The organism is Pseudomonas sp. WHRI 8519 (assembly GCF_040224055.2).
Classification (GTDB): domain Bacteria; phylum Pseudomonadota; class Gammaproteobacteria; order Pseudomonadales; family Pseudomonadaceae; genus Aquipseudomonas; species Aquipseudomonas putida_X.
Map to the genome: position 1 here is coordinate 60413 of NZ_CP167996.1, position 24461 is coordinate 84873.

The following is a 24461-nucleotide window of genomic DNA, read 5'->3' on the forward strand; positions in this document are numbered from 1 at the left end:
GGTGGTCAGGTTCATTCCGGGCGGTCGTAGCCTTCGGCCAGGTGCTGGTCCTTGAGCTTCATGTAGTTACCGGCGCTATAAGGGAAAAAGGCACGTTCCTTATCGGTCAGTGGCCGTGCCTGCTTTACCGGGCTGCCCACGTACAGGTAGCCGCTCTCCAGGCGCTTGCCCGGCGGCACCAGGCTACCGGCGCCGATGATCACCTCGTCTTCGACGATGGCGCCATCCATGATCGTGCTGCCCATGCCGACCAGAATGCGGTTGCCCAGGGTACAGCCATGCAGCATGACTTTGTGGCCGATGGTCACTTCGTCGCCGATGATCAGCGGGAAGCCGTCCGGGTTGAACGGGCCGGCGTGGGTAATGTGCAGCACACTGGCGTCCTGCACGCTGGTCCTTGCACCGATGCGGATGCGGTGCATGTCGCCGCGAATCACCGTCAACGGCCAAACAGAGCTGTCTTCACCGATTTCCACATCGCCCAGCACTACCGCCGAGCGGTCGACGAAGGCCCGTGGCCCAACTTTCGGAGTGTGTTGCTGGAAGCTACGAATGGCCATGATAGGGTCTCTCATCTGTGCCGATAGGCAGGCTGCCTGCTGCGGTCGGCGTCGATTGTAATTAAGATGGGGCAGTGTTTCTTCTGCCAAGGTAGCCAAACCGTGAGTGCGAACAACCCGCTTCTGCAGTCTTATGATCTGCCGCCCTTCTCGGCGATCCGTGCCGAACACGTGCTGCCGGCGATCGAAGAGATCCTGGCCGATAACCGTAAAGCCATTGCCCAGATCCTCGAAAAGCAAGGCAAGAACCCCACCTGGGCCGGCCTGGTGCTGGCCATGGACGAGCTCAACGACCGCCTGGGCGCTGCCTGGAGCCCGGTCAGCCACCTCAATGCGGTGTGCAACAGCAAAGAGCTGCGTGAGGCCTACGAGTCCTGCCTGCCGGCGCTCAGTGCCTACTCTACCGAACTGGGCCAGAACCGCGCGCTGTTCGAGGCCTATGAGGCTCTGGTCAACAGCCCTGAGGCCGCCGGTTTCGATGTGGCGCAAAAAACCATCCTCGAGCATGCACTGCGCGACTTCCGTCTGTCGGGCATCGACCTTCCACCTGCCCAGCAGCAGCGTTACGCCGAAGTGCAGAGCAAGCTCAGCGAATTGGGCAGCCGCTTCTCCAACCAACTGCTCGACGCCACCCAGGCCTGGACCAAGCACGTTACCGACGAAGCCGCGCTTGCCGGCCTGACCGATTCGGCCAAGGCGCAGATGGCGGCAGCCGCCCAGGCCAAAGGCCTCGATGGCTGGCTGATCACCCTGGAATTCCCCAGCTACTATGCGGTGATGACCTACGCCAGTGACCGCGCCCTGCGTGAAGAGCTGTACGCCGCCTACTGCACGCGCGCCTCTGACCAGGGCCCGAATGCCGGCCAGTTCGACAACGGCCCGGTGATGCGCGAGATCCTCGACCTGCGCCAGGAACTGGCCGGGCTGCTGGGCTACAAGAACTACGCCGAGCTGAGCCTGGCCACCAAGATGGCTGAGTCCAGCGACCAGGTGCTGAGCTTCCTGCGCGACCTGGCCAAGCGTTCCAAGCCGTTCGCCGTGCAGGATCTGGAGCAACTCAAGGCCTATGCCGCCGAGCAAGGTTGCCCCGAGCTGGCTAGCTGGGACGCCGGCTACTTCGGTGAAAAGCTGCGCGAGCAGCGCTACAGCGTGTCCCAGGAAACCTTGCGCGCCTACTTCCCGATCGACAAGGTACTGTCCGGCCTGTTCAGCATCGTCCAGCGCCTGTACGGCATCGAAATCGCCGAGCTCAAAGGCTTTGATACCTGGCACCCGGACGTACGCCTGTTCGAGATCAAGGAAAACGGCCAGCACGTTGGCCGCTTCTTCTTCGACCTCTATGCCCGCGCCAACAAGCGTGGCGGTGCCTGGATGGATGGTGCCCGCGACCGCCGCCGTACCGCGGGTGGTGAGCTGCAAAGCCCGGTGGCCAACCTGGTGTGCAACTTCACGCCCGCTGCGCCGGGCAAGCCTGCGTTGCTGACCCACGATGAAGTGACAACCCTTTTCCACGAGTTTGGCCACGGCCTGCACCACCTGCTGACCCGTATCGAGCATGCTGGCGTGTCGGGCATCAATGGCGTGGCTTGGGATGCAGTCGAGTTGCCGAGCCAGTTCATGGAAAACTGGTGCTGGGAGCCGGAAGGCCTTGCACTGATCTCCGGCCATTACGAAACGGGGGCTGCCCTGCCCCAGGACCTGCTGGACAAGATGCTGGCGGCGAAGAACTTCCAGTCCGGCATGATGATGGTGCGCCAGCTGGAGTTCTCGTTGTTCGACTTCGAGCTGCACGCCAGCCACGGCGATGGCCGCAGTGTGCTGCAGGTGCTTGAAGGCGTGCGCGACGAGGTGACGGTCATGCGCCCACCGGCGTACAACCGCTTCCCGAACAGCTTTGCGCACATCTTCGCTGGCGGTTACGCGGCGGGCTACTACAGCTACAAATGGGCCGAAGTACTGTCGGCTGATGCCTTCTCACGGTTCGAGGAAGAAGGCGTGCTCAACGCCGAGACAGGCCGCGCCTTCCGCGAGGCCATTCTGGCCCGAGGCGGCTCGCGCGAGCCGATGGTGCTGTTCGTCGACTTCCGTGGCCGTGAGCCTTCCATTGATGCATTGCTGCGCCACTGCGGGCTGAGCGAGGACGCGGCGGCATGAGCGAGGTAGCTGTGAACAAGACCAAGAAGCGCTTCATCGCCGGGGCGGTCTGCCCGGCGTGCAGCGAGCCGGACAAGTTGATGATGTGGAGCGAAGACGACGTGCCGCACCGAGAGTGCGTGGCCTGCGGCTTCACCGACACCTTGAATGAACAGGGGCTGTCGGTACCCAAGGAGCTGGGGACGCGGGTCAACCACTTGGCGCCCAAGGCGGCGCCGGCCAAGGTACAGACGGTGCAGTTCTTCCCCAATCCCAAGCTGAAGAAACCGGCTGACTAAGGCCCGCCCGCCTGTGTCGGGGTGGTAGAAGATCATGGCTCTACCGCTCCGCCAGGCAGGCATGCTCGCCCATGAGGCAGGCAATATTGGCCGCACCCCAAGCCATGCCATCTACCTGAGTTGGCACGGGCTGGCCTGACCAGAGGTGCTGGCAAGTTGAGCCCTGCCCCTATACTGTTCATCCATACAGTATAGGGCTTGGCGATGAATCTTCCAGCACCACCCAAAGGCCGTGGGACGGCTCACAATCCGCACAACCGCTTCGCTCCGAGCCATTCGGTGGCGGAGGATGACGGCTGGTACCTTGAGGTTCCACTCACCCAAGGCACCGAGGTGCGGGTTGAGACGGCCAAGACGATCATCAGCCGCAACACGTCAGCCGACCTGCCCTTCGATCGCTCCATCAATCCCTATCGAGGCTGCGAGCATGGTTGCATCTACTGCTATGCCAGGCCCTCGCACGCCTATTGGGACTTGTCCCCAGGGTTGGATTTCGAAACCAAACTGATCGCCAAGACCAACGCTGCCGAGGTTCTTGCCGAGCAACTGAGCAAGCCTGGCTATGTGTGCGCCCCCATCAACCTGGGTGCCAACACAGACCCCTACCAGCCGATCGAACGTGAGCACCAATTGACCCGGCGCTTGCTGGAAGTGCTGTTACGTTTTCGCCACCCGGTGACCATCGTCACCAAAGGTTCGCTGATATTGCGTGACCTCGATTTGCTGGCCGAAATGGCCAGCCAGCGGTTGGTGCGGGTGATGATCAGCCTGACCACACTGGACGATGGCCTCAAGCGGGTGCTCGAACCGCGTGCGGCCTCGCCCAAGGCCAGGCTGCGGGCAATCCGGGTGCTGCGCGAGGCGGGTGTACCGGTGGGCGTGTTGTGTTCGCCGATGATTCCCATGATCAACGACAGCGAACTGGAGCACCTTTTGCCAGCCGCCAAGGAGGCTGGTGCGCAGAGCGCAGCCTACATGATGCTGCGCCTGCCCCTGGAAGTGGCACCGCTGTTCGAGCAATGGCTGCAGGACCACTACCCGCAGCGCGCCAGCCATGTGTTGAGCCTGATTCGTCAGAGCCGGGGCGGCGAGCTGTATGACAGCCGCTTTGGCGCGCGCATGCGTGGTGAGGGCGTTTTCGCAGAGCTGCTGGCACAACGCTTTGCCAAGGCCATGCGCAAGTTGGATTTGGAGGGGCGGCAGGGGCAAATGCTGGATTGCTCGGCGTTCTGTCCGCCCGGTGGGCAAATGGCATTGTTTTGATCCTTAATGGGACTAATCCAAGCACATAATCTTATTCGGAGGTCTTGGCATTTGATGTGTTTTTGCTATTATCCAATTCCCGCCTTATCTATCTGGAACACCCGTTCTAGAGCCTCCGAATTAAGTTTCAGTTAAGTTTTCCCCGCTAGCGTAGGAAACCAGTCCACGAAGACTGTGATCTATGGCCTGTGCGTGTCATCTAATTCCTCGCATAGCCAGAATCTTTCACCGGTAAAATGGATTTACCAACTCACCGTCAAGAGGATGAATCATGCCCGTCAAGGACCCATCCAAGGTCGTTCCGCAGGCCCCCGCGGAGAGCGCCGATGCCGCCCTCAAGCACATCGTCGACGGCTTCCTGCGTTTTCACCATGACGTCTTCCCTGAGCAGCAAGAGCTGTTCAAGAAGCTCGCCACCGCGCAAACGCCGCGCGCCATGTTCATCACCTGTGCCGACTCGCGCATCGTCCCCGAGCTGATCACCCAGAGCTCGCCAGGCGACCTGTTCGTTACCCGTAACGTCGGCAACGTGGTTCCGCCGTATGGCCAGATGAACGGTGGCGTTTCCAGCGCCATCGAGTACGCCGTGTCGGCGCTGGGCGTGCACCACATCATCATCTGTGGCCACTCCGACTGCGGCGCGATGCGAGCGGTACTCAACCCGCAATCGCTGACCAAGATGCCGACCGTTTCCGCCTGGCTGCGGCATGCCGAAGTGGCACGTACCGTGGTCGAGAACAACTGCGCCTGCGGCAGCGAGCACGAAACCATGCAGGTGCTGACGCGGGAAAACGTCATCGCCCAGTTGCACCACCTGCGCACCCACCCGTCGGTGGCCTCGCGCCTTGCGGCTGGCGAGCTGTACATCCATGGTTGGGTCTATGACATCGAGACCAGCCGGATCGAAGCCTACGATGCCGCCAGCGACAGCTTCATGCCCCTGGCCGCCGGTGAGCCGGTGCCCTGCGCGACTCCGAGAGGCCGCTACTAAGCGACCCATCCAACGCTAGAACCTTGATAGCCAGCTGCACCCCGCAGGGGTGTGGCGCGGCCTTCGGCTGCCTTGAATTCCCTGACTGCCCTGCCGGCATGCTCGCTGGCGGCCCGCGCCTGCGCGTCTGTCAGGGGCCAAACGTGCCCATGGCCAGAGGAAAGGCCATGTGACAGAGAAAGGAGAAACACGGTGAACATTACACAGTTGAAAGCGGCCTTGCCGCGAGAGTTGCTGGCGTCGGTTGTGGTCTTCCTGGTAGCCCTGCCCTTGTGCATGGGCATTGCGATCGCTTCGGGCATGCCACCGGCCAAAGGCCTTATAACCGGCATCATCGGCGGTATCGTGGTGGGCTTTCTGGCCGGTTCGCCACTGCAGGTCAGTGGCCCTGCCGCGGGCTTGGCCGTACTGGTGTTCGAGTTGGTGCGCCAGCACGGCGTGGCGATGCTCGGGCCGATCCTGCTGCTGGCGGGGTTGCTGCAATTGCTGGCCGGGCGCTTGCGCCTGGGCTGCTGGTTCCGCGTCACTGCCCCGGCGGTGGTGTATGGCATGCTGGCTGGTATCGGTGTACTGATCGTGCTGTCACAGGTGCATGTGATGTTCGACACGGCGCCGCAGCCTTCGGGCTTGCAGAACCTGATCGGCTTCCCCGCCACGGTGGCTAGCGCCCTGCCCTTTGAAAGTGCCGGCAGCGGCTGGCAGGCCGGCCTGCTCGGTTTGGGCACCATCGCCGTGATGTGGGGCTGGGAGCGTTTTCGGCCACAGCGGCTGCGGTTTTTACCTGGCGCCTTGCTCGGTGTGGGGGGGATGACGCTGCTCAGCATGTGGCTGGCACTGCCAGTCAATCGTGTGCAGGTGCCGGCCGACTTGTCCGAGGCCATCGACTGGCTGCGCCCCGAAGATCTGCTGCAATTGGCTGATCCGACCTTGCTGGTGGCCGCCTTCGCGCTGGCGTTCATCGCCAGTGCCGAAACCCTGTTGTCTGCCGCAGCGGTGGACCGCATGCACAGCGGCCAGCGCTCGGACTTCGACCGGGAACTCTCCGCGCAGGGTATCGGCAACATGCTCTGCGGTGTATTGGGCGCCCTGCCCATGACCGGCGTGATCGTGCGCAGTTCGGCCAATGTGCAGGCCGGCGCGCAAACCCGCGCATCGGCGATCCTCCATGGCTTGTGGTTGTTGGCGTTCGTGGTGGCCTTGAGCAGTGTGCTGCAGCAGATCCCGGTGGCGAGCCTGGCGGGGGTGCTGGTGTACACCGGTATCAAGTTGGTGGACTTCAAGGCCTTTCGCGGGCTTGGCCGCTACGGTCGCATGCCGATGTTCACCTACGCAGCAACAGCGCTGGCGATCATCTTCACTGACCTGCTGACCGGTGTGCTGCTGGGCTTTGCCCTGACGCTGCTGAAGTTGGCACTCAAAGCGGCCCGCCTGAAGATCAACCTGCTCAGCCTGGACCGGCCGGGGCACATGGAGCTGAGGCTCACCGGCGCCGCCACCTTCCTCAAGGTGCCGGCACTGACCCAGGTGCTGGAAACGGTGCCAGCTGGCACCCAGTTGCACGTCCCGCTGGCCAACCTGAGTTACATCGACCACTCAGTGCTGGAGTTATTGGAAGACTGGGGGCGTACGCAGCGCAGCGCCGGTTCACGCCTGCTCATCGAGCCGCGTGGGCTCAAGCGGCGTATCGAGGGGGGCTTGCGCACTGCGGCAGAGTGTTGAGCTCAGTCTTCCTCGACGACACGCACGGAGGGCGAGCCGGGCCACGTACCATACAGGTTGATGGTCCGGCTGCCGCCAACCCACTGGCTGAGGGGCGTTGTCCAGTGCCGGGTCAACGTTTGATTGGCGCCTACGTTGACGAATTCGGCGCTGAAGTCGAGATTTCTGGCGCCCAGCGGAAGGGTGAAGTTATGCGACAGGCCACCGGAAATGGTCATCGGGCCAACCGTGGTGCGGCGCTCGCCTGGAAGATCATAGGCAATCGATACCTTGGTGATGTAGGTGGTGGCCGAGGTGGCCTTGCTGTCGACATGCAGTTGCAAGCTGCCAATTTTGCGCACCCAGATCGGAATGATCATCCTGTCCGGGCCAAAGGAGGCAAAGCTGTAAGCTACCGGCAGTGGGATGGTGGCAACCTGGCCATCTTGCGCAGGTAGAGTATGCGATTCCACCGACGCGGTATCGCGGGTGGAAATGAACGTTGCTCCGCCTTTGCCTGAAATACCGTTTTCGCCCAGCAAGGTGTTCAGGCCGCTGGCTGAACCCGAAAGGGAGAATTTGGCATTCTTGCTCTTGGCGCCGGCATTCACGCCGCTATCGGCCAGAATGACGCTCGTTACCACGCCAAAGCCCTCTGCAATCCGGCCATCGCTGGCCATGCCGACTTTCTGTGCCTGCGCGTACAGCCAATCGTATTGGTCGTGGATCAGGGCCAGGTCATTCAGACGTTGCTCTCCATGGAGGGCAAACTCCGAAGCGATCGACTCCTCTTTACCGAAGTTCCACTCCAGCGTCAGGTCTGGCTTGACCTGAGCCCCGGTGGCAGGGTCGATCACGGTCCCTGAAACATTGGCCTTGGTCTCCCTGCGGGAGACGTCCTTGGAGCTGATGGCCCAGCGGCGCCCTTGCTCGACATTGGAAATCTGTACGGAGGGCAACGCTTCGTTGACCAGGGTGAAATCGCCGGACGCCGGGTCGATGATACCCACCGCTCCGGGTTTGATGACTGGGTTGAGGGCCCAGTTGCCCCAAAGGGTGGAGCGGCTGCCGCGTAACAGGTCCGTGTAAAGCCTGTTCCATTTGATGCTCATGGTTTCTTCCTCGCCTTGTTAGGTCAGTGCCTACCCCGTAAGGAGGCGGGAAGAATCTATCCGTGCGCGGTACAGCCGATCAGTTGGAGCCTGTTCCCATTGGGCTGCAGGCAGCGGTCAGGCGGGTTGGCCCAGTTCGACCCCCAGCTGGCGCGACAGGCATGGCCAGCGTTTCCAGGCCTCACCAGTCTTCGGGCTGCTCAAGGTTTCCCGGTAGGCTTCCACGGATTCGGTAGCGAAGCTTTCCTCGTCCAGCATTTCATCCACCGAGTGGTGCACCACCTCATCGAGCTGGTTGGCGAAGGTCTCTCCGATCAGTTGATGGGCAATCAGGTTGGCCATGGTGGTATCGAAGGGGATCAGTGGTTGCTGGAAGTGGCGGATATAAAGATCGTTCACCTCCTCCACCAAACGGTGCGCCAGGTAGGCTTCATCCAGCAGGCAGTCCAGGCCCACGTGCCCCTGCATAACGCTCGGCGGCTGCAGGAAATAGGCCTCAGCGATCTTCAGCACGGGTTTGATCTGCGATTCGATACCGGCCTCCAGCGCCACCGCGTGGGCAGCTTCGAGCAACTCGGGCACTTGGTCGATATAGGCGCTGACGAAGCGCGCCAATGTACCCTGGGCGTCCTGCTCAGGCAGCTGGATCGAGGGGTGCAGATGGGGCAGTTGCAGCTCGAGACGCTCTTTCAGTTGGCCGGTCTGGCGTTCGTGATCGTGGGCTTGGCTTATTTGCTCGCGTACAGCAGCGATGTTCATGACAACTCCAGGGACAATACGTTTCAAACGGAAGACACTAAATTAGCTCGGTATACAGAATACCTAAGACGCATTTGTTATAAACCACGCAAACGTGTGCGCTGTTGGGCATATGCAGGCGCCATCATTATGCCATTTAGCGTCTAGGGCAGGCTTTACAGGCGTTTTCACGATTTCGTGAAGATCATTTCACCCGCGCCGTTGCGTGCCATTGGTCGCTGTCTATACTCGGGTTGAACGTGATTCGCTGATGAGGCCCGACTGCTTATCGCAGGGGCTCGGTCGTCGAAGCCAGGCAGTCTTGACCGCCGTTCCCTCTTGCCGCAGGCCATGCCTCCGGGACAACAAGAATTAGAAGGGGAACCCGCAATGATGCGACATCCACCCGTCTGGATGGGCCTCCTGTTGTGGACGGTTTTCGGTCAGGCGAACGCCGCCTGGACCGTAAACATGGCGCCGGGGGCGACGGAAGTCTCCAACGCCGTGTTCGACCTGCACATGACCATCTTCTGGATATGCGTGATCATCGGCGTCGTGGTGTTCGGCGCGATGTTCTGGTCCATGGTCATCCACCGCCGTTCCACCGGCCAGCAAGCTGCGCATTTCCACGAGCACACCTGGGTGGAAATCCTGTGGACCGTGGTCCCCTTGCTGATCCTGGTGGCCATGGCCATCCCCGCCACCAAGACCCTGATCGACATCTACGACGCCAGCGAATCGGACATTGATATCCAGGTTACGGGCTATCAGTGGAAATGGCACTACAAATACCTGGGCCAGGATGTGGAGTTCTTCAGCAACCTGGCCACCCCTGCCGACCAGATCCAGAACAAGGCGCCCAAGGACGAGCACTACCTGCTTGAGGTCGACCAGCCGCTCGTGCTGCCGGTGGGCGCGAAAGTGCGCTTTCTGGTGACCGCCGCCGACGTGATCCATTCCTGGTGGGTTCCGGCTTTCGCGGTCAAGCGCGACGCCATCCCTGGCTTCGTCAATGAAGCCTGGACCCGGGTCGAGAAGCCCGGCATCTACCGCGGCCAATGCACCGAGCTGTGTGGCAAGGACCACGGTTTCATGCCGGTGGTGGTGGAGGTCAAGTCCAAGGCCGACTACGACACCTGGCTCGGCGAGCGCAAGGCCGAGGCGGCCAAACTCAAAGAGCTGACCAGCAAGGAATGGACCCTTGAAGAGTTGGTCGCCCGTGGCGACAAGGTTTACCACACCACCTGCGTGGCCTGTCACCAGGCCGAGGGCCAGGGCTTGCCGCCGATGTTCCCGGCACTCAAGGGCTCGAAGATCGCCACCGGCCCCAAGGATGCCCACCTGGACATCGTCTTCCACGGCAAGCCCGGCACCGCCATGGCGGCCTTCGGCAAGCAGCTGTCTGAAGTCGATATCGCCGCCGTGGTCACTTACGAGCGCAACGCCTGGGGCAATGACACAGGCGACATGGTGACACCGAAGGACGTGCTGGCGCTCAAGCAGGCACAAGCGCAATGAACCGGGTTACTCGCGGCAGTCAGTGGGCTGCAGGAGACAGGACATGAGTGCAGTGATCGACGACCACGCCCACGGCCATGAGCATGCCCACGGCCCGGCCAAGGGCCTGATGCGCTGGGTGCTGACCACCAACCACAAGGACATCGGCACGATGTACCTGTGGTTCAGCTTCATCATGTTCCTGCTTGGCGGTTCGTTCGCCATGGTGATACGCGCCGAGCTGTTCCAGCCCGGGCTGCAGATCGTCGAGCCGGCATTTTTCAACCAGATGACCACCATGCACGGCCTGATCATGGTGTTCGGCGCGGTGATGCCGGCCTTCGTCGGTTTGGCCAACTGGATGATCCCACTGATGATCGGCGCGCCGGACATGGCCCTGCCGCGGATGAACAACTTCAGTTTCTGGCTGCTGCCGGCAGCGTTCCTGATGCTGGTATCGACCCTGTTCAGCCCCGGTGGTGGGCCGAATTTCGGCTGGACGTTCTACGCTCCGCTTTCCACCACCTATGCCCCCGCCAGCGTGACGTTCTTCATATTCGCCATCCACTTGATGGGTATCAGCTCAATCATGGGGGCCATCAACGTCATAGCCACCATTCTCAACCTGCGCGCACCGGGCATGACCCTGATGAAAATGCCGCTGTTCGTCTGGACCTGGCTGATCACGGCCTTCCTGCTGATCGCGGTGATGCCGGTGCTGGCCGGCGTGGTCACCATGATGCTGATGGATATCCACTTTGGCACCAGCTTCTTCAGTGCCGCCGGTGGCGGTGACCCGGTGCTGTTCCAGCATGTGTTCTGGTTCTTCGGCCATCCCGAGGTGTACATCATGATCCTGCCGGCCTTCGGCGCGGTCAGCTCGATCATCCCGGCGTTCTCGCGCAAGCCACTGTTCGGCTACACCTCGATGGTCTACGCCACGGGTGCCATCGCCTTTTTGTCGTTCATCGTCTGGGCGCATCACATGTTCGTGGTCGGCATCCCGGTGGTGGGCGAGTTGTTCTTCATGTACGCGACCATGCTCATTGCCGTGCCCACCGGGGTGAAGGTGTTCAACTGGGTCAGCACCATGTGGGAAGGCTCACTGACCTTCGAGACGCCGATGCTGTTCGCCATCGCCTTCGTCATCCTGTTCACCATCGGTGGGTTCTCGGGGTTGATGCTGGCCATCGCGCCGGCGGACTTCCAGTACCACGACACCTACTTCGTGGTGGCGCACTTCCACTACGTGCTGGTGCCCGGGGCGATCTTCGGCATCTTCGCCTCGGCCTATTACTGGCTGCCGAAGTGGACCGGCCACATGTACGACGAAACCCTCGGCAAGCTGCATTTCTGGCTGTCGTTCATCGGTATGAACCTGGCCTTCTTCCCCATGCACTTCGTTGGCCTGGCAGGCATGCCGCGGCGCATTCCTGACTACAACCTGCAGTTCGCCGACTTCAACATGGTGTCATCGGTCGGGGCATTCATGTTCGGTGCCACGCAGATCTTCTTCCTGTTCATCGTCATCAAGTGCATTCGCGGCGGCGCGCCGGCCCCGGCCAAACCCTGGGACGGGGCCGAGGGGCTTGAGTGGTCGGTGCCTTCGCCGGCGCCGTATCACACCTTCCAGACGCCACCGGATGTGAAATAGGTAACCGCCCATGACCGGCCAACCGCTCAAACGCCTGGTGCTGCGCCTGTTGATGCTGACGGTGGTGATGTTCGCCTTCGGCTTTGCCCTGGTGCCGATCTACGACGTCATGTGCAGGGCCTTCGGCATCAATGGCAAGACGGGCGGGCAGTATGAAGCGAGCCAGGTCAGCGATCCGACGCGTTCGGTGCGGGTGCAGTTCATGTCGACCAATGCCGGTGACATGGTCTGGGATTTCTACGCCACTGCCGACCAGCTCGCGGTCAACCCGGGGGCCGTCAACCAGATGATCTTCGTGGCTCACAACACCACTGACCGGCCGATGACCGCCCAGGCCGTACCCAGCATCACTCCGGCCGAGGCCGCGGCGTACTTCCACAAGACCGAGTGCTTCTGCTTTACCCAGCAGGTGCTGCAGCCCGGCGAACGTATCGAGATGCCCGTGCGCTTCATCGTCGACCGGGACCTGCCGGCCACTGTGAAGCACCTGACACTGGCCTACACCTTGTTCGACATCACCGCTCGCCACCCGCCGGTCGCGCATGTCGCGCCCCAGGACGTTCAGGGCGCCCGTTAAGGGAAGGAGAACAGCAATGGCAAGTCATGAACACTACTACGTCCCTGCGCAGAGCAAGTGGCCGATCATTGCCACCATCGGAATGTTCATCACGGTGTTCGGCCTTGGCACGTGGTTCAACGACCTCAAGGCTGGCCACCCCGATTCCCACGGGCCGCTGATTTTCTTCGTCGGTGCGCTGTTGCTGGCCTACATGCTGTTCGGCTGGTTCGGTGCGGTGGTGAAGGAAAGCCGCGCCGGGCTGTACAGCGCGCAGCTGGACCGCTCGTTCCGCTGGGGCATGAGCTGGTTCATCTTCTCCGAGGTGATGTTCTTCCTGGCGTTTTTTGGCGCACTTTTCTATGTACGGGTACTGGCCGGACCCTGGCTCGGCGGAGAAGGCGCCAAAGGTGTCGCACACATGCTGTGGCCCAGTTTCGAGTTCGCCTGGCCCCTGCTCAATACCCCGGACCCCAAGTTGTTCCCGCCGCCCAAGGACGTCATCGACCCTTGGCACCTGCCTTTGATCAACACCATTCTGCTGGTCAGTTCGAGCGTGACCATCACCATCGCCCACCATGCGCTGCGGCGTGGCCACCGTGGGGCGCTGAAGCTGTGGATGGCCATCACCATCTTGCTGGGGCTGAGCTTTATCGCACTGCAGGCCTACGAATACTTCGAGGCCTACACCCACTTGGGCCTGACGCTGGGCTCGGGGATCTACGGCGCGACCTTCTTCATGCTCACAGGCTTCCACGGTGCCCACGTGACCTTGGGCACGATCATTTTGATCGTCATGTTCGTGCGCATCCTGCGGGGCCACTTCAACCCGGACAAACACTTCGGCTTCGAGGCGGCAAGCTGGTACTGGCACTTCGTCGATGTGGTGTGGGTTGGGCTGTTCATCTTTGTGTATGTGCTGTGAAGAGCGACACAGCCCTTTCGCGCCACAAGGCCGCCCCTACAGGTGGCGGCTGACGGCCTAGAAGGGAGCGTGGGAGACGAGCTGGCCAGAGATGAAGCCATATGCCACCAGGGCGATGGTCACGCAGGCCAAGGTGACACGCACGGTCAGTGCCTTGAGCAGGCGGGTGGAGTTCTCATCGTCCTTGACCAGAAACACCAGGCCGCTGAACAGGCTGGCGATGGTGGCCAACAGCATCATGACAATCGCGGCCTTGAGCATGGCGTTTCTCCAGGGGGATGCGGTGATGTGGATAAGTATAGCGAGGCGCCCGTGAGGCTGTTTCGCCCGGGCTGGGTACCCACCCTGGTAGTGCTTGCGCTACTGCCGGGCTTGATCGCCCTTGGCTGCTGGCAATTGGGCCGAGCCGCCGAAAAGCGCGCATTGCTGGCCAGCCATGCCGAGCGTAGCGTCGACGCGCCGCTTTCCGCCGCCCAGTTGCAGCTGAGCGACGACCCCGCCTTCCGCCGTGTGCACCTCTACGGCCGCTTCGATGCCGAGCACAGCGTGCTGCTGGACAACCGCATGCGCGACGGCCAGGCCGGCGTCGAGTTGCTGCAGCCGTTTCTCGACCAGCCCAGCGGCCTGTGGCTGTGGGTCAACCGCGGGTGGCTGCCCTGGCCCGACCGCCGCGTGCCGGTGCCCTTCGACACCCCTGCGCAGGCTCTGGCCCTGGATGCCTCGGTATACGTAGCGCCGGGCAGCACCTTTCAATTGCACCCCGACCCCGTTGGCGGCCAGTGGCCGCACCTGCTGACGGCGGTGAACCCCGTGCAACTGTGGCAACAGCTGCGGCGCGCAGGCTTCGCCCATGAACTGCGCCTGCAGCCTGGCCCGGCGGCGTACCGCCTGGACTGGCCAGTGGTGGCCATGGGGCCGGAAAAACACCTGGGCTATGCCGTGCAATGGTTCGCCCTGGCGACCGCGCTGGTGTTGCTCTACCTCTACTTTGGCTGGCACAACAAAAAGGAGAACCGCCATGGCCGCCACCACCACTCCACTGGACATGCCTGAACGTCGCAAACCCAGAGCCCGCGGGCGTTTGCAGCTGATCCTGATTCTGCTGGTGGTGCTCGGCCCGATGATCCTGGCCACCAGCATGTACAAGCTCAAGTTCTGGGTGCCGGAAGGCCGAAGCTATCACGGCACGATGATCGGCAATGGCCAGAGCCGCGGCGATATCGGCATCGCTGGCGAGGACGCCCGTTGGCAACTGCTGGTCAGCGCCCCGGAAAACTGTGCTGAAGACTGCCAGCGTCTGGTTTACCTGGCGCGGCAGATCCAGATTGGCCTTGGCCGGGACGCCAGCCGTGCCAGCCATGCCTTGGCCGCTGCCCAACCGTTGAGCGCCGGCTACCAGGCCTTGCTGGCGCGCGAGTACCCACAGTTGCAGCGTTATCCACTCGATCCCCAGCGCTACCTTCAGAAGGTAGGAGACCCCGCGCCGCATCTGTGGATCGTCGACCCGCACGGCAATCTGGTGCTGCGCTATGACGGCAAGGTCAGCGGCAAGCGTGTACTGGATGACCTGCGCCACCTGCTCAAGCTGTCCAACATCGGCTAGGAGCCTTGCCATGGCCAGACCTGGATTCCGCCTCGCTGTGTTCGCCACCCTGCTGGCACTGCTGGTCGTACTGCTCGGTGCGTATACCCGCCTGACTCATGCTGGCCTCGGCTGCCCCGACTGGCCTGGCTGCTATGGCTTCATCAGCGTGCCGAAAACCGACGCGCAGCTGGCCCATGCCGAACTGCACTTCCCCGAGCACCCGGTGGAGGTCGCCAAGGGCTGGGCCGAGATGGTCCATCGTTACTTTGCCGGCACGCTTGCCGTAGTGATCGCCCTGCTCGCCTTCCAAGCCGTGCGCCGGCATTCACGCGACGGCCAGCCCTACCGCCTGCCGGTGCTGCTGCTGGGCGTAGTGCTGGCCCAGGCGGCATTCGGCATGTGGACAGTAACCCTCAAGCTGTGGCCGCAGGTCGTCACCGCACATCTGCTGGGTGGCTTCACTACCCTGGCCTTGCTGTTCCTGCTATCGCTGCGTCTATCTCGGGCCTTTGCGCCATTACCGAAACTACCGCTGAGCTTGCGACGGATCGCTGCCTTGGCGCTGCTGGTAGTGATCGGGCAGATTGCCCTGGGCGGCTGGGTCAGTTCCAACTATGCGGCCGTTGCCTGCATTGACCTGCCGACCTGCCATGGCCAGTGGTGGCCGGCAGCGGACTTCAGCAACGGCTTCCACCTGACCCAGCACGTGGGCCCCAATTACTTGGGCGGGCAACTGGACAGCGATGCGCGCACGGCCATCCATATCAGCCATCGGCTGGGCGCTCTTCTGGTCACTGGTGTGTTGCTGATGCTCAGCTGGAAGCTGCACCGCTGTGGCTTGTCTGGGTTGGGGCGCCTGGTACTGCTGGTGCTGGCGCTGCAGGTAGGCCTGGGCATCAGCAACGTGATGTTGCACCTGCCGCTGGCGGTGGCGGTGGCGCATAACGCAGGCGGCGCACTGTTGCTGCTGAGCATGGTGCTGGTCAACTACCGTATCCGTGTCGTCGACAAGGTGCGTGTGGGCCAAGGCTGGCGCCTCACGCCGGTGACAGGCGTGGGCGCGCCCCATCACTTGAGGAACGCTTCGTGGCGACGCTTTTAAGTGCCCAACGTGCGGGCTGGCGCGACTATCTGGAGCTGACCAAGCCCAAGGTGGTGGTGCTGATGCTGATCACTTCGCTGGTAGGCATGTTCCTGGCGACCCGTGCCGGGGTGCCTTGGCGTGTGCTGCTGTTCGGCAATCTGGGGATTGCCCTGTGCGCGGGGGCCGCGGCGACGGTCAACCATGTGTTGGACCGGCGCATCGATGCGCTGATGGCCCGCACCCACAAGCGGCCGCTGGCCGAGGGGCGGGTCGCGCCGGTGCCGGCACTGTTATTCGCCCTCGCCCTGGCGCTGCTGGGTATGGCCCTGTTGCTGGTGTTCACCAACGCCCTCGCTGCCTGGCTGACGCTTGCCTCTCTACTCGGCTATGCGGTGCTCTACACCGGCTTTCTCAAGCGCGCGACCCCGCAGAACATCGTTATCGGAGGCCTGGCAGGCGCGGCCCCGCCGCTGCTTGGCTGGGTGGCAGTGAGTGGCCATGTCAGTGCCGAGCCCTTGTTGCTGGTGCTGATCATCTTCGCCTGGACGCCACCACACTTCTGGGCGCTGGCCATTCACCGCAAGCAGGAGTACGCCAAGGCCGATATCCCGATGCTGCCGGTGACCCACGGCGAGCGCTACACCAAGCTGCACATCTTGCTCTACACCCTGATCCTGCTGGCGGTGACCCTGCTGCCCTACGCCATCCACATGAGCGGCCCGTTGTATCTGGCCTGCGCCATCGCCCTTGGTCTGCGCTTCCTGCAATGGGCCTGGGTGTTGTACCGTGGCAGCCGGCCGCACGCGGCGATCGGCACCTTCAAGTACTCTATCGGGTACCTGTTCGCGCTGTTCATCGCGTTGCTTGTTGACCACTACCTGTTGCTGAACCTATGACCCGAATCCAGAAAACCGTCTTCATCCTCGTTGCCCTGGTCGCGTTGATCATGGGCCTGACCGTCAACAAGGTGCTCAATGGCAGTGACCAGCCAAACCCCACGCAGTTGATCGATGCCGGCATCATCCTCCTGCCGCAGAGCCGCACGGTCGCCGACGTGACCATGACCAACCAGGACGGCCAGCCGGTGCAGCTGGACGCGCTCAAGGGCAAATGGTCGCTGCTGTTCTTTGGCTACACCTATTGCCCGGATATCTGCCCTACTACCCTGGCGCAGTTGCGGCAGGTGAAGAGCGAGCTGCCCAAGGACGCGGTCGACCGCCTGCAGGTGGTACTGGTGAGTGTCGATCCAAACCGGGACACGCCGAACCAGCTCAAGCAGTACCTGGGCTATTTCGACAAGGATTTCGTCGGCGTGGCGGGGTCGATCGAAGATACCCTGAAGCTGGCCAATGCCTTGAGCATTCCGTTCATCCCGGCCGATACCAGCAAGCCCGGTTATACCGTGGATCACAGCGGAAACCTGGCGATTGTCGGGCCGGACGGTCGTCAGCGTGGGTTCATCCGGGCGCCGTTCAACAACCAGAAGCTGGTGGCGCAGTTGCCGGGGCTTGTGAAGCGCGATTGAAACTCCCGGCCTGCTTAGGCCAGCGCGGCACAAGGCCGCTCGACAAGGCACCGCACGCGCCTTCAGGCGCGCGCGGTCTTGCTAACACAAGGCGGTATCAAGTCCCGGACTTGATCCTGGTCCAGGCCCGCGTCCGCGCCCGCTCTGCCTCACGCGTCAAAGGCTTGAGCGTATACAGCTTGGCCATCGCCTCAGGGGTCGGATACAGGTTGGGATTATTGCGAATCGCTGGGCTGACCTGATCCGTCGCATCCTTGTTCGGGTTCGGGTAGCCGACAAAGTCGCTGATCGGCGCAATCACCTCTGGGCGCAGCAGGTAGTTGATGAACGTATGCGCGTCCTCAGGGTTGGCGGCGCCTTTCGGAATCGCCAGCATGTCGAACCAGATCGGCGCGCCCTCCTTGGGCAGGCGCATGTCCACCACCACACCGTTCTTCGCATCCCGGGCGCGGTTTGCGGCCTGGGAGAAGCTGCCGGAATAACCAACGGCAACGCAGATATCGCCGTTGGCGATGTCCGCCATGTACTTGGAAGAGTGGAAGTAGGTGATATAGGGGCGGATCTTCAGCAGCAGGGCTTGGGCTTGCTTGTAGTCACCCGGCTTGCTGCTGTTGGGGTCCAGCCCGAGGTAGTGCAACGCCAGAGGCAGGATCTCTGATGGCGAGTCGAGCAGCGCTACACCGCACTGCTTGAGCTTGGCGATGTTCTCTTCCTTGAAGAGCAGGTCCCAGCTGTCCACCGGAGCCTTGTCGCCCAGTACTGCCTTGACCTTGTCCGGGTTGAAACCGATCAGCACCGTGCCGTACATGTAAGGCACGGCGAACTTGTTGCCCGGGTCGTTGGCCTCGATCAGCTTCATCAATGCCGGGTCCAGGTGTTGCCAGTTCGGCAGCTTGCTGCGGTCCAGTGGCTGGAACACCCCCGCCTCTATCTGCTTGGCGAGGAACACGTTGGACGGCACTACCACGTCGTAGCCGGAGTTACCCGTTAACAGCTTCGCCTCCAGGGCTTCGTTGGTGTCGAAAATGTCGTAGACCAGCTTCACGCCGCTGTCCTTCTGGAAGCTGGTCAAGGTTTGCGGGGTGATGTAATCGAACCAGTTGTACACGCGCAAGGTGCGCTGTTCGGCTTGCGCCTGAAGGGCGCCGGCGCACAGGGTGGCCGCGATGAGTGGGGCGAGCAGGCGCTTGAGTCTGGCCATTATCGGGCTCCTGGCTGGGCGAGCTGGAAACCTTCCAGCACATTGACTGCGTTGATACCGATTTCTTCCACTGCGTAGCCGCCTTCCATCACGAACAAGGTCGGCTTGCCGAGCTGGGCGATACGCTTGCCCATTTCCAGGTAGTCCGGGCTGTCCAGCTTGAACTGAGAGATAGGGTCATCCTTGAAGGTATCCACCCCCAGCGAGATGACAAGCACGTCAGCGTCGTAGCCGGCGATGCGCGCGCAGGCGTCCTCCAGCGCGGCGCTCCAGGCGGCCCAGTCACTGCCCGCTGGCAGCGGATAGTTGATGTTGCAGCCTGCGCCCGCACCTGCGCCGGTTTCGTCCGCGTAGCCCAAAAAGAACGGGAACTCGTCTTGCGGGTCGCCGTGGATCGAGGCGAAGAACACGTCATCGCGGTGGTAGAAGATGTCCTGGGTGCCATTGCCATGGTGGTAGTCGACGTCGAGGATAGCCACCTTGGCCCTGCCCTGGTCGAGGAAGGCTTGGGCTGCGATCGCGGCGTTGTTCAGGTAGCAGTAACCTCCCATCACCTCGGCGGCGGCGTGATGCCCTGGTGGGCGGCACAGGGCGAAGGCCGCATGGGCGCCTTGCTCGATTGCAGCCTGGCCGGTGAGGGCAACCTGTGCTGCGCTGTAGGCGGCTTGCCAGGTACCCGCTGTGATGGGCGCGCCGGCATCGAAACTGTAGTAACCCAGTTCGCCATGCAGGCCGGTGGGTTTGACCTGGCGCAAGGTGCGAGCTGGCCAGGTGAAGGGCAGCAGGTCGCCTTCCTGACCCAACGCGGCCCAACGCGCCCAGGCACCTTCGAAGAAGTCGAGATAGTCGGCGCTGTGGATGCGCTGCAGCGGTGCACGGCCGAAATCGGTCGGGGCCTGGACAGCACCGAGGTTGCGCTTTTTCACTTGCTCGAGCACATGGTCAGCGCGCGACGGCATTTCGAAGCAGGGCATCAGTTTGCCGTCGATCAGCTCGCAGCGGCCGTGGTGCAGGCGGTGGTCATCGGAATAGATCGTCAGCATTGTTGTTCTCCGGTGGTACTGGCGTTGGCCCATTTTCACGGGCTGCCGGGTGCGGGAGAACGACGCAAACGGCCAAAAGGGGATCGATGTGGCCAAGCTCGCAGGCCCCGCTCAACCTCGGAAATGGCTGGGCGCAACACCGCTCCACCGCTGGAACGCATGCCGGAAGCTCGCCGTCTCACTGAACCCCAGGCGCTCGGCAATCCGGTAGATCGGCATCTTGTCATCGGCGAGCAATTGCTTGGCGCGCTCGAACCGAAGCTCATCGAGCAGCTGTTGATAACTGCTGCCGAGCGCCTGCAAGTGCCGGCGCAAGGTGCGAGACGAACAGTTCATCTGCCGCGCCAAGCCCTCAAGGCCGGGGGCAGCGTCCAGTTGCTGCAGCAGCAACTGGCGAATCCGCCCCAGCCAGGCCTGGCGCCCTGTGAATTCAAGGTTCAGGCGCCGGCAGCGTTCGCTCATGGCTTTGTGCGTGATCGGGTCGGCAAGCGGCAGCGGCGTGTCCAACCAGTGTCGATCGAACGCAAAGGCGTTGTCCTTCGCGTCGAAGCCCAGAGGGCAGGAAAAGACACCGTTATAGCGCTGATGGTAGGCAGGCTGGGCATGCGCGAAACGGGCGCCGAGCAGGGGCAGTGGCCGGCCCAGCAGGTCGTCACAGATGACTTTGAGCGACACCAGGCAGAACTCGGCATTGAAAGCGGCCAGCGCCGGGAGGTCGCGATATTCGTCGGCGCTAAGCCAGATGCGCTGGCCGTCGTCTATCAGGCGTAAGCGAAAGACTGTTCCCAGCAGTGCCGGATACTGCAAAGCCAGGCGCAAGGCGTCACCCAAAGTGGCACTGGAGAGCAGCGCGTAACCCAGCATGCCGTAGCACGACACATGCATGCGCTGGCCCAGTTCCAGGCCAATGTCCTCCCGCCGCGCCACGGCATTGGCGCATACCTGCAGCTCTTGCTGGGTGGTGATGCGCGCATCGGCATGGCCAAGGTCTGCCAGGCCTATACCGCTGCCAGCCAGCAGCGCCGTAGCCTCGCACCCTTGCTCCTGGAACAGGTTGAGGATCAGCGAAACCGCGTTGAGGGTGGTCATGTGGCTGTGCAGCATGCTCGGTATTTCCGTGGGGCCGGGAAACATTACAGAGCAAGTTGTGTGCCGGGATCGCGCAGGCGAAAAAAAGGGCCCGTAGCGTGCGCTCGGGCCCTTGAAAGGTCGAGAGGTGTCTAGTCCCTCAAACCTGGTGAGACTGTTTGCAGCAGCCGGGTTACGCCTTCAGCGGAACCAGACGTGGAGCGATCATGTTTTCCGGGCGCAGGATGTCGTTGAGCATCGCTTCGTCCAGCAGCTGTTCTTCGCGTACCAGTTCCAGCACGCCACGGCCGGTTTCCAGGGCTACGCGGGCAATACGGGTGGCGTTTTCGTAGCCGATGTAAGGGTTCAGGGCGGTGACCAGGCCGATCGAGTGCTCCACCAGTTCACGGCAGCGCTGTTCGTTGGCGGTGATGCCGACGATGCAGTGCTCGCGCAGCATGTCCATGGCACGCTGGAGCAGGCGGATCGAGTCGAAGATCTTGTAGGCGATCAGCGGCTCCATCACGTTCAGCTGCAGCTGGCCACCTTCAGCGGCGACGGTCAGGGCCAGGTCGTTGCCCATGATGGCGAAGGCAACCTGGTTGACGGCCTCCGGGATGACCGGGTTGACCTTGCCTGGCATGATCGAGCTGCCTGGCTGGCGCGCTGGCAGGTTGATTTCGTTGATGCCGGTGCGTGGGCCGCTGGACAGCAGGCGCAGGTCGTTGCAGATCTTCGACAGCTTGACTGCAGTGCGCTTGAGCATGCCGGAGAACAGCACGAAGGCGCCCATGTCCGAGGTGGCTTCGATCAGGTCGGCAGCCGGTACCAGCGGCTGGCCGCTGATGGTCGCCAAACGCTGTACGGCCAGGGCCTGGTAGCCAGGGTCGGCGTTGATGCCGGTGCCGATGGCGGTACCGCCCAGGTTGATTTCGGTCAGCAGTTCCGGGGCCAGCGAGCGCAGACGCTGCAGGTCTTCGGTCATGGTGGTGGCGAAGGCGCGGAACTCCTGGCCCAGGGTCATCGGCACGGCGTCCTGCAGCTGGGTGCGGCCCATCTTCAGTACGTGGTCGAACTCTTCACCTTTGGCAGCGAAGGCCTGGATCAGGCTGTCGAGGCTGGCCAGCAGCGCGTCGTGGCCCAGCAGCAGGCCCAGACGGATGGCGGTCGGGTAAGCGTCGTTGGTCGACTGCGCCATGTTCACATCGTTGTTCGGGTGCAGGTACTGGTACTCACCCTTCTGGTGGCCCATGGCCTCAAGCGCGACGTTGGCGATGACCTCGTTGGCGTTCATGTTGGTGGAAGTACCAGCGCCACCCTGAATCATGTCCACCACGAACTGGTCGTGGAAGTCACCGCGGATCAGGCGGGCGCAGGCCTCGCTGATGGCGGCGTGCTTGGCATCGCTCAGGTGCCCCAGCTCACGGTTGGCATCGGCAGCAGCCTGCTTGACCATGGCAAGTGCCACGACCAGCTTCGGATAGTGCGACAGCGGAACACCGGAGAGATGGAAGTTGTTGGCAGCGCGCAGAGTCTGGATGCCGTAGTAGGCATCGGCAGGGACTTCAAGGGTACCAAGCAGATCTTTTTCGACGCGGAACGATGCAGCGGAGGACATGATGGATATCATCTCGATTTTGACCCGGCACCTGCCGGAATGGCGCTAATGCTAGGCCTTAAGGGGTTTTTGCGGCCAATGCTGTTGCACGCTAACCTATGCACAAACGGCATAGTGTTTGATGTGACGCCAATTGACATTCGAGCGTGTTCCATTTTGGTGCATGCCGGGAGATTCGTTTAGTGAACCTAGAAAGCAAATGGCTGGAAGACTTCAGTGCGCTGGCCGCCACCCGCAGTTTTTCCCAGGCAGCGGAGCGCCGTTTCGTCACCCAACCAGCGTTCAGCCGACGTATTCGCAGCCTGGAGGCGGCGCTCGGCCTGACGTTGGTGAATCGTTCCCGCACGCCCATCGAGCTGACGGCGGCGGGTCAGCTATTTCTCGTAACGGCGCGTACCGTTGTCGACCAGTTGAGTGAAGTTCTACGCCATTTGCATCATCTTGAAGGTGGCCAGGGCGAGGTGATCCAGGTGGCGGCGGCGCACTCGCTGGCGTCTGGCTTTTTCCCGCGCTGGGTTGCGCAACTGCGTAACGATGGTTTGAACATCGCCACGCGGCTGGTGGCCACCAACGTCGGTGATGCTGTGCATGCGTTGCGCGAAGGTGGCTGCGATCTGATGCTGGCTTTCTATGACCCGGATGCAGCGCTGCAGATGGACGCCGAAATCTTTCCCTCGCTGCACATGGGCACCACCGAAATGCTTCCGGTGTGCGCCGTAGGGGCAGATGGAAAGCCCATGTTCGACCTTGAGGGCGACGCCAGCGTGCCGTTGCTTGCATACAGTGCGGGCGCCTTCCTTGGCCGTTCCGTGAGCCTGCTGCTGCGCCAGCGCAATTTGCGCTATACCACCGTGTACGAGACAGCCATGGCCGACAGTTTGAAGAGCATGGCCTTGGAAGGCATGGGCGTTGCCTGGGTGCCCCGGCTTTCGATGCGTGGCGAGCTGGAGCGAGGGGAGCTGGTCATCTGCGCAGGGGCCCAGTGGCATGTGCCACTGGAAATCCGCTTGTATCGCTGTGCTCTGGTGCGCAAGGCCAACGTGCGCCTGCTATGGCGCAAGCTCGAGTCCGCGGGTGCGCAAGGCGAAGGTTCAGTGTGAGTTGTACTTGAGGTAGTCGGCGATATTCGCCCGGTTCTTGTCGCTATACCGGTAGCAGTTCGATCGCGCCGGGATTCGCCGATGCGTATAGGTTTCGCAGACCCAGCCGTTGAACTTCAGTTCGGCGTCTTCATGCGTGGCGGAAAGCAGATGGCCGATTTCATGGGCGGCGCTGCTGTACGCTGCCATCGAGGCGATAGCGGTGTTCTGTTTGAAGTAGGCCAGGCCCGCATTGTAGTTCAGCCCGCTGTGGTCATAGCTGTTCTGCGTCATCAGCAGGTGCTTGTGCATGAAAGAGAAGCGTTGGTCCAAGGTCAGTTCATGCACGCCTTGGGTGAATGCTTCAAGAATCTCGTTGGATGGCTTGCCTTGATAGTCCATATCGGTGATGCCCGGAACGTTGCGTCGCAGGATCAGTTCCGTGGGGTGGGCGGTGAAACTGCGCATCTCATCGATCCAGTGCTGAAAGTAATCCTTGTGCACTTGCTCGTCGCTGATGCTGGCCAGCTCGTCGTGAAGATAAACGGTCACGACCAGCGACTTGGCCGCTACGGCGCAAGGCAACTGCAGGGACAGCAGGAGGCTGAAAAGGAGCGTGAGGGTCTTGGGCATTACGGTTCTCCAGGTAGATCGAGTGGGTGGCCGCGATCGTCACTACCTGGCAGGCCTCTCGGCAGTCGGAAAAAGTTGTCCCACGAGACAGCTTGCCCTTTGATCCGACATGTGCTTGTGGGGGTGGGCGGGCCGACTTGAAATACGCTACAATCCCGCGCCTTCGGCCAGCCTGGTCGATTCAGAATCCGTATGACAA

Annotated in this window: 24 protein-coding genes; 15 read left to right on the forward strand and 9 right to left on the reverse strand. The window is 62.1% G+C overall.

Annotation, left to right across the window (positions count from 1 at the left end):
• Positions 1-11: 11 nt before the first annotated feature.
• Positions 12-560 (reverse strand): gamma carbonic anhydrase family protein, encoded by a 549-nt coding sequence (locus tag ABRP30_RS00285; protein ID WP_349975569.1) that lies wholly within the window; start codon positions 558-560, stop codon positions 12-14.
• A 66-nt stretch (positions 561-626) separates the two neighbouring features.
• Here ABRP30_RS00285 and prlC point away from each other — a divergent pair, with 66 nt between their 5' ends.
• The 5 genes from prlC to ABRP30_RS00310 all read left to right on the forward strand — a co-directional run bounded on the left by prlC (position 627) and on the right by ABRP30_RS00310 (position 6965).
• Positions 627-2714 carry an oligopeptidase A gene (gene prlC / locus ABRP30_RS00290; protein WP_241806691.1) on the forward strand — a complete coding sequence of 696 codons (2088 nt, stop codon included), beginning with the start codon at positions 627-629 and terminating at the stop codon, positions 2712-2714.
• Positions 2711-2992 (forward strand): YheV family putative zinc ribbon protein, encoded by a 282-nt coding sequence (locus ABRP30_RS00295; RefSeq protein WP_012312067.1) that lies wholly within the window; start codon positions 2711-2713, stop codon positions 2990-2992. Before prlC ends, ABRP30_RS00295 begins: the two co-directional genes overlap by 4 nt.
• 204 nt (positions 2993-3196) lie before the next feature.
• Entirely contained in the window at positions 3197-4255 is a 1059-nt protein-coding gene (locus ABRP30_RS00300; protein WP_349975570.1) for a PA0069 family radical SAM protein, read from the forward strand.
• A 271-nt stretch (positions 4256-4526) separates the two neighbouring features.
• The gene (locus ABRP30_RS00305; protein WP_241806693.1) at positions 4527-5246 is read left to right on the forward strand and encodes a carbonic anhydrase; all 720 of its coding nucleotides are present in this window, start codon (positions 4527-4529) and stop codon (positions 5244-5246) included.
• A gap of 192 nt (positions 5247-5438) precedes the next feature.
• Positions 5439-6965: a SulP family inorganic anion transporter gene (locus ABRP30_RS00310; protein WP_349975571.1), complete on the forward strand. Its 1527-nt coding sequence runs from the start codon at positions 5439-5441 to the stop codon at positions 6963-6965.
• A 2-nt stretch (positions 6966-6967) separates the two neighbouring features.
• Here ABRP30_RS00310 and ABRP30_RS00315 read toward each other — a convergent pair whose 3' ends face one another.
• A complete protein-coding gene (locus tag ABRP30_RS00315; protein ID WP_349975572.1) occupies positions 6968-8056 on the reverse strand; it encodes a hypothetical protein in 1089 nt (362 codons plus the stop codon).
• 117 nt (positions 8057-8173) lie between these two features.
• Complete coding sequence (locus ABRP30_RS00320) at positions 8174-8815, reverse strand: hypothetical protein (RefSeq protein ID WP_267819976.1); 642 nt, start codon at positions 8813-8815, stop codon at positions 8174-8176.
• A gap of 369 nt (positions 8816-9184) precedes the next feature.
• Between ABRP30_RS00320 and coxB the strand changes: the two genes are divergently transcribed.
• The 4 genes from coxB to ABRP30_RS00340 are packed head-to-tail and all read left to right on the forward strand — an operon-like array spanning position 9185 to position 13426.
• Positions 9185-10312, forward strand: a complete 1128-nt coding sequence (gene coxB, locus ABRP30_RS00325) for a cytochrome c oxidase subunit II (protein ID WP_241806697.1) — start codon at positions 9185-9187, stop codon at positions 10310-10312.
• A gap of 43 nt (positions 10313-10355) precedes the next feature.
• Entirely contained in the window at positions 10356-11945 is a 1590-nt protein-coding gene (gene ctaD, locus ABRP30_RS00330; RefSeq protein WP_012312075.1) for a cytochrome c oxidase subunit I, read from the forward strand.
• A gap of 10 nt (positions 11946-11955) precedes the next feature.
• A complete protein-coding gene (locus ABRP30_RS00335; RefSeq protein WP_349975573.1) occupies positions 11956-12522 on the forward strand; it encodes a cytochrome c oxidase assembly protein in 567 nt (188 codons plus the stop codon).
• Between the two features lie 16 nt (positions 12523-12538).
• Positions 12539-13426 (forward strand): cytochrome c oxidase subunit 3, encoded by an 888-nt coding sequence (locus ABRP30_RS00340; RefSeq protein WP_267819980.1) that lies wholly within the window; start codon positions 12539-12541, stop codon positions 13424-13426.
• Between the two features lie 57 nt (positions 13427-13483).
• Here the strand turns inward: ABRP30_RS00340 and ABRP30_RS00345 are convergent, their stop codons facing one another.
• Positions 13484-13687, reverse strand: coding sequence for a twin transmembrane helix small protein (locus tag ABRP30_RS00345; RefSeq protein WP_241806700.1), 204 nt, complete (start codon positions 13685-13687; stop codon positions 13484-13486).
• Positions 13688-13738: 51 nt separating this feature from the next.
• Here ABRP30_RS00345 and ABRP30_RS00350 point away from each other — a divergent pair, with 51 nt between their 5' ends.
• The 5 genes from ABRP30_RS00350 to ABRP30_RS00370 are packed head-to-tail and all read left to right on the forward strand — an operon-like array spanning position 13739 to position 17620.
• Positions 13739-14479 (forward strand): SURF1 family protein, encoded by a 741-nt coding sequence (locus ABRP30_RS00350; protein ID WP_241806701.1) that lies wholly within the window; start codon positions 13739-13741, stop codon positions 14477-14479.
• Positions 14445-15029: a hypothetical protein gene (locus ABRP30_RS00355; RefSeq protein WP_349975574.1), complete on the forward strand. Its 585-nt coding sequence runs from the start codon at positions 14445-14447 to the stop codon at positions 15027-15029. Before ABRP30_RS00350 ends, ABRP30_RS00355 begins: the two co-directional genes overlap by 35 nt.
• A 10-nt stretch (positions 15030-15039) precedes the next feature.
• On the forward strand, positions 15040-16113 hold the full coding sequence (locus ABRP30_RS00360; RefSeq protein ID WP_349975575.1) for a COX15/CtaA family protein: 1074 nt from the start codon (positions 15040-15042) through the stop codon (positions 16111-16113).
• Positions 16098-16991 carry a heme o synthase gene (gene cyoE, locus ABRP30_RS00365; RefSeq protein WP_267819987.1) on the forward strand — a complete coding sequence of 298 codons (894 nt, stop codon included), beginning with the start codon at positions 16098-16100 and terminating at the stop codon, positions 16989-16991. Before ABRP30_RS00360 ends, cyoE begins: the two co-directional genes overlap by 16 nt.
• The gene (locus ABRP30_RS00370; RefSeq protein ID WP_349975576.1) at positions 16988-17620 is read left to right on the forward strand and encodes an SCO family protein; all 633 of its coding nucleotides are present in this window, start codon (positions 16988-16990) and stop codon (positions 17618-17620) included. The genes cyoE and ABRP30_RS00370 overlap by 4 nt, the downstream gene beginning before the upstream one ends.
• 97 nt (positions 17621-17717) lie before the next feature.
• On the opposite strand, the gene ABRP30_RS00375 is transcribed toward ABRP30_RS00370, so the two are convergent.
• The 4 genes from ABRP30_RS00375 to aspA all read right to left on the reverse strand — a co-directional run bounded on the left by ABRP30_RS00375 (position 17718) and on the right by aspA (position 22550).
• Positions 17718-18821, reverse strand: coding sequence for a polyamine ABC transporter substrate-binding protein (locus ABRP30_RS00375; RefSeq protein WP_241806706.1), 1104 nt, complete (start codon positions 18819-18821; stop codon positions 17718-17720).
• A complete protein-coding gene (locus ABRP30_RS00380; RefSeq protein ID WP_349975577.1) occupies positions 18821-19864 on the reverse strand; it encodes a histone deacetylase family protein in 1044 nt (347 codons plus the stop codon). Before ABRP30_RS00380 ends, ABRP30_RS00375 begins: the two co-directional genes overlap by 1 nt.
• A gap of 111 nt (positions 19865-19975) precedes the next feature.
• On the reverse strand, positions 19976-20968 hold the full coding sequence (locus ABRP30_RS00385) for an AraC family transcriptional regulator (RefSeq protein WP_349975578.1): 993 nt from the start codon (positions 20966-20968) through the stop codon (positions 19976-19978).
• A gap of 157 nt (positions 20969-21125) precedes the next feature.
• Positions 21126-22550: an aspartate ammonia-lyase gene (gene aspA, locus ABRP30_RS00390; protein ID WP_349975579.1), complete on the reverse strand. Its 1425-nt coding sequence runs from the start codon at positions 22548-22550 to the stop codon at positions 21126-21128.
• Between the two features lie 182 nt (positions 22551-22732).
• Between aspA and ABRP30_RS00395 the strand changes: the two genes are divergently transcribed.
• Positions 22733-23650 carry a LysR substrate-binding domain-containing protein gene (locus ABRP30_RS00395; RefSeq protein WP_241806710.1) on the forward strand — a complete coding sequence of 306 codons (918 nt, stop codon included), beginning with the start codon at positions 22733-22735 and terminating at the stop codon, positions 23648-23650.
• On the opposite strand, the gene ABRP30_RS00400 is transcribed toward ABRP30_RS00395, so the two are convergent.
• Entirely contained in the window at positions 23642-24262 is a 621-nt protein-coding gene (locus tag ABRP30_RS00400; protein WP_349975580.1) for a hypothetical protein, read from the reverse strand. The genes ABRP30_RS00395 and ABRP30_RS00400 overlap by 9 nt on opposite strands.
• Positions 24263-24461 lie beyond the last annotated feature (199 nt).

Coding starts and splice junctions, on each gene's coding strand:
- ABRP30_RS00385 (WP_349975578.1), bottom strand. CDS start 20,968: ATGCTGCACAGCCACATGACCACCCTCAACGCGGTTTCGCTGATCCTC.
- ctaD (WP_012312075.1), top strand. CDS start 10,356: ATGAGTGCAGTGATCGACGACCACGCCCACGGCCATGAGCATGCCCAC.
- aspA (WP_349975579.1), bottom strand. CDS start 22,550: ATGTCCTCCGCTGCATCGTTCCGCGTCGAAAAAGATCTGCTTGGTACC.
- ABRP30_RS00375 (WP_241806706.1), bottom strand. CDS start 18,821: ATGGCCAGACTCAAGCGCCTGCTCGCCCCACTCATCGCGGCCACCCTG.
- ABRP30_RS00335 (WP_349975573.1), top strand. CDS start 11,956: ATGACCGGCCAACCGCTCAAACGCCTGGTGCTGCGCCTGTTGATGCTG.
- ABRP30_RS00315 (WP_349975572.1), bottom strand. CDS start 8,056: ATGAGCATCAAATGGAACAGGCTTTACACGGACCTGTTACGCGGCAGC.
- ABRP30_RS00355 (WP_349975574.1), top strand. CDS start 14,445: ATGGCCGCCACCACCACTCCACTGGACATGCCTGAACGTCGCAAACCC.
- ABRP30_RS00400 (WP_349975580.1), bottom strand. CDS start 24,262: ATGCCCAAGACCCTCACGCTCCTTTTCAGCCTCCTGCTGTCCCTGCAG.
- ABRP30_RS00370 (WP_349975576.1), top strand. CDS start 16,988: ATGACCCGAATCCAGAAAACCGTCTTCATCCTCGTTGCCCTGGTCGCG.
- ABRP30_RS00295 (WP_012312067.1), top strand. CDS start 2,711: ATGAGCGAGGTAGCTGTGAACAAGACCAAGAAGCGCTTCATCGCCGGG.
- ABRP30_RS00320 (WP_267819976.1), bottom strand. CDS start 8,815: ATGAACATCGCTGCTGTACGCGAGCAAATAAGCCAAGCCCACGATCAC.
- prlC (WP_241806691.1), top strand. CDS start 627: ATGGGGCAGTGTTTCTTCTGCCAAGGTAGCCAAACCGTGAGTGCGAAC.
- ABRP30_RS00305 (WP_241806693.1), top strand. CDS start 4,527: ATGCCCGTCAAGGACCCATCCAAGGTCGTTCCGCAGGCCCCCGCGGAG.
- ABRP30_RS00380 (WP_349975577.1), bottom strand. CDS start 19,864: ATGCTGACGATCTATTCCGATGACCACCGCCTGCACCACGGCCGCTGC.
- ABRP30_RS00345 (WP_241806700.1), bottom strand. CDS start 13,687: ATGCTCAAGGCCGCGATTGTCATGATGCTGTTGGCCACCATCGCCAGC.
- ABRP30_RS00300 (WP_349975570.1), top strand. CDS start 3,197: ATGAATCTTCCAGCACCACCCAAAGGCCGTGGGACGGCTCACAATCCG.
- ABRP30_RS00360 (WP_349975575.1), top strand. CDS start 15,040: ATGGCCAGACCTGGATTCCGCCTCGCTGTGTTCGCCACCCTGCTGGCA.
- coxB (WP_241806697.1), top strand. CDS start 9,185: ATGATGCGACATCCACCCGTCTGGATGGGCCTCCTGTTGTGGACGGTT.
- ABRP30_RS00340 (WP_267819980.1), top strand. CDS start 12,539: ATGGCAAGTCATGAACACTACTACGTCCCTGCGCAGAGCAAGTGGCCG.
- ABRP30_RS00285 (WP_349975569.1), bottom strand. CDS start 560: ATGGCCATTCGTAGCTTCCAGCAACACACTCCGAAAGTTGGGCCACGG.